Here is a 3,819-nt window from a genome sequence, read left to right as displayed (position 1 = left end):
GTGTATCATAGGGGGGAATGGGGAGTGGGGAGTCGGGAATGGGGAAAAGAGTTTTACCTCTAACCTCTCACCCTATTCTAATAATTCTAATTCTTTTAGTGCCCTCTCCAAAGCAGCAGTTTCAAAATTTAGAGTCACCGCCCCGTGAAAGTTGGGCTTAACCGTGATATCGTCAATCCTGTATATGTTCACAAATCCCCATTGAACGGCTTTAACATCTGTATTTCTGGGAATGATATCAACATATTTTTTTAAGTAGCCTGCACTCACATTCAAAGATAGATCGATTCGGTGATAATTGCCCACATTCACAAAACCAAACATCTTCACATCAACCTGGGATTGTTCGTCCTGAATCTCTTCCTGTAAGGTTAACGATCCTGCATCAATTAATTCCTCCATTTGCGCCGCATCTGCTAAATTCTTCTTAAATACACCCATAAGCTGGAGCAATGTGGCTTCATCCTTATCCTTAAGAAGTGCATCCAAATTAACCCCCAGTTTATCTCGATTAGTATTAGCTTTCAGAAACGCGATGGCACTATCCTTAACTTTAGTACTTTTTACTATATCATCCCCTGCCAACAAACTTTTTTTACTTTCATCATCCATTAACCCAAATTTAACAAAGAATTTATCAATTTTCTCAATTTGCCTTTGAATCGCCAGCAAAAGCATCGATCTCAGATTAGAACGAAATTCCCCAATCGGATTTAATAACCACCAAAAGTTACGACTAGGAGAAGACTTAGCTAAGTGTAGCCCTCGCTCCCAATAATATTTTATTTCATTATAAGTTAAGTAGCGTTTCAGGACAATAGCTTGCCAATAAGGAATATGGATTACCAGTTTACCCGATTCAAAAGTAAGATCGTATCGCAGCGAGTTATTCAGCTTAAGCTCAATTTCATAGAGATGAAATAAACTCATTCTTTGCCCTAAAACGCCAATCTGGAAATCGCGAATAAACAAAGCTACAGCCTTAATTTGTTCCTGTAAAATTTCCCTAATTGAGTTGACAGCAAAATTTTGACCCAGATTCAGCGATATTTGGTAAGATTCTCCTAGCGGACGTAGTTGACTCATCGGAATTTGCCGCCGCTTTAAGGATTCGCCAACTTCCCAGTCTTCCTGTCGCAGTACATCTACCGCATATTCATTTAAAATTTCCAATAGATATTCATCAGATGGATTGCTTTCACGAATTGGATTAATCATAAAATGAGTAACAATGATAAAACTTTATTCCCATCATATCCAGACAATGAAAAAACATGCCGAAAGCACTTATCCCGAAGAGTGTTGCGGCTTACTCTTAGGTAAGATTGCCAAAGATGTAAAAACCTTAATTGAAGTATTCCCTACCGAGAATACCTGGAATGATGAGGCGGAGCAAGCATTCTCAGGGATAGAGAAGACAATCAACCCATCGTCAACGAAACGTAACCGCTTCAGTATAGATCCGAAAATAATGCTTAAGGTACTAAAAGAAGCACGGGAGAGGAATTTAGATATTATTGGAGTATATCATTCTCATCCCGATTGTCCAGCAGTGCCTTCAGAATTCGATCGCGCGATCGCACATCAGGGATACTCCTATATTATAATTTCCGTGCAACAAGGTGTTCCTGGCAATCTCAAAAGCTGGAATCTTACAGAGGAAGGTAACTTTCAGCCAGAAGAGTTTCAATAACTCCTTTGGTGGGCACTCCCCACTAACTTCATCATCAGCTTTTCAACTTCTTCAGGGGAGTGCCCACCCGACATGAAACGCTTGATTAAGATTGGTGCAAGTTATCAGAGCCATCAAACCCCAACCCATGGCTTCAACAATAGCCAATTTTTAGATAAGCTAATAACTCTTACAGCTCCTTACCAAATCGCCATGTTAAATCCCAATCTGGATGAAATCCAGTTAACCCGCGAAGAATACGAAAGGTATTCCCGCCACCTAATTTTGCCAGAAGTTGGACTGGAAGGACAAAAACGTCTCAAAGCCGCCAGCGTACTCTGTATCGGTACAGGTGGACTCGGTGCGCCCCTATTACTCTACCTCGCTGCCGCTGGCATTGGACGTATCGGTATCGTTGATTTCGATGTCGTAGATAGCTCCAACCTCCAACGTCAAGTAATTCACGGTACTTCCTGGGTTGGTAAACCAAAAATAGAGTCAGCCAAAACACGGATACTAGAAATTAATCCCGCCTGTCAGGTTGATCTTTACGAAACTCGCCTAACTTCTGAAAATGCCCTAGAAATTATCAAACCTTACGATATTGTTGTCGATGGTACTGATAATTTCCCCACCCGTTACCTAGTTAATGATGCTTGTGTATTATTGGGGAAACCTAACGTATACGGCTCAATTTTACGGTTTGAAGGACAAGCAAGCGTATTTAACTACCAAGACGGACCAAACTACCGCGACTTATTCCCAGAACCCCCACCACCAGGAATGGTTCCCTCCTGTGCAGAAGGCGGTGTTTTGGGTATTTTACCAGGAATTATTGGCGTGATTCAAGCCACGGAAACCGTTAAAATTATCCTCGGTAAAGGCACAACACTCAGCGGACGATTGTTGCTATATAATGCTCTGGATATGAAATTCCGGGAATTGAAACTGCGACCAAATCCTGAACGTCCCATCATTGAGAAATTAGTAGATTACGAACAATTCTGTGGCATTACCCAGGCGAAAGAAGAGGAGGCAAAACAACAAATGGAAATGCAGGAAATGACAGTCCAGGAATTGAAGCAATTGCTTGATAGCGGTGCGGATGATTTCCTGTTAGTTGATGTTCGCAATCCTAATGAATACGATATTGCCAAAATTCCCGGTTCAATCCTCGTCCCCTTACCAGATATTGAACAAGGTTCCGGCGTAGAAAAAATTAAGCAAATTCTCAATAGTCACCGCTTAATTGCTCATTGTAAAATGGGAGGACGTTCCGCCAAAGCTTTAGGAATTCTCAAAGAAGCGGGGATTGATGGGATTAACGTCAAAGGTGGAATTATCGCTTGGAGTCGGGAAGTTGACCCCTCAGTACCTGAGTATTAACTCAAGCTGCTAGTTATCTGGTTATGGCTGGTAATAGCTAATAGCTAGGGAGCATCCCGATTTGGAAGAAATGCAAGTCTTATTCTTGCTCCCCCCTTTGATAAGGGGGGCTGGGGGGGGTAAAAACTTTGTCAAAAAACGAGTATCTTTGCCAAAGTGGGATGCTCCCAATAGCTATTAGCTATTAGCTGAGAGAAGGATCAAAAAATCTGTACCTCACATACCTGAAAATTGCTGTGATTTTATCCGGAGCGACTAGCTCTATTGTTGAAATAAATAGAACTTAACAGTTCCACCCCAGATGGTTCGCTCCTCTGGGGTTTTTTCTTGCTTATACTTTGGGTCATATTACTTATGCAAAGAAACCCGGTTTCTGCCAAAACATCGTGGGTTGAGACGATTGATATTGACGAAGAAACCGGGTTTCTGACTACCTGTGCGTAAGTCCTGAATATTTGATAATTAGCCCAACTCTTTTTGAAACAAAGAATCTAGAAAAAAGACACAGCCAGTTAAGTAACTCATTAAAAATAGTAAGCTAATCATATTTTTTCCCTCAACTCTCTTATACTTCAATATTCGGTTATTCTGGAAAAAATCGCTGTAACTCAAGTACCAAAAAACTGTGATATTCAAGGATAAAAACTGTGATATTCAAGGATAAAAACTGTGATTTATATCCCAAAGCGATATGACGGATATCACAAATTATTGATTAATTATCATTAAAAATTCTCTCCCTACTCCCCACTCCCCACTCC

The 3,819-nt window shown here is 40.9% G+C and carries 3 protein-coding genes; 2 read left to right on the top strand and 1 reads right to left on the bottom strand.

All coding sequences use genetic code 11. The features are described from left to right. Positions 1-72: 72 nt before the first annotated feature. Positions 73-1,218: a hypothetical protein gene (locus tag NJ959_RS27035; RefSeq protein ID WP_254014857.1), complete on the bottom strand. Its 1,146-nt coding sequence runs from the start codon at positions 1,216-1,218 to the stop codon at positions 73-75. Positions 1,219-1,231: 13 nt separating this feature from the next. On the opposite strand from NJ959_RS27035, the gene NJ959_RS27030 reads away from it, so the two are divergent. Both NJ959_RS27030 and moeB read left to right on the top strand, forming a co-directional pair. Further along, a complete protein-coding gene (locus NJ959_RS27030; protein WP_254014856.1) occupies positions 1,232-1,693 on the top strand; it encodes a M67 family metallopeptidase in 462 nt (153 codons plus the stop codon). 192 nt (positions 1,694-1,885) lie between these two features. After that, a complete protein-coding gene (gene moeB / locus NJ959_RS27025; protein ID WP_254014858.1) occupies positions 1,886-3,058 on the top strand; it encodes a molybdopterin-synthase adenylyltransferase MoeB in 1,173 nt (390 codons plus the stop codon). Positions 3,059-3,819: the final 761 nt, after the last annotated feature.

Origin of the sequence: Limnofasciculus baicalensis BBK-W-15, assembly GCF_024178385.1 — a bacterium.
Lineage (GTDB): Bacteria > Cyanobacteriota > Cyanobacteriia > Cyanobacteriales > Coleofasciculaceae > Limnofasciculus > Limnofasciculus baicalensis.
The sequence above is the reverse complement of the archived record's forward strand: the minus strand, read 5'-3'. Positions and strand labels throughout refer to the sequence as shown.

Excerpts from the sequence above, each read along its gene's own strand:
- NJ959_RS27030 (WP_254014856.1), top strand. The coding sequence starts at position 1,232 with ATGATAAAACTTTATTCCCATCATATCCAGACAATGAAAAAACATGCC.
- NJ959_RS27035 (WP_254014857.1), bottom strand. The coding sequence starts at position 1,218 with ATGATTAATCCAATTCGTGAAAGCAATCCATCTGATGAATATCTATTG.
- moeB (WP_254014858.1), top strand. The coding sequence starts at position 1,886 with ATGTTAAATCCCAATCTGGATGAAATCCAGTTAACCCGCGAAGAATAC.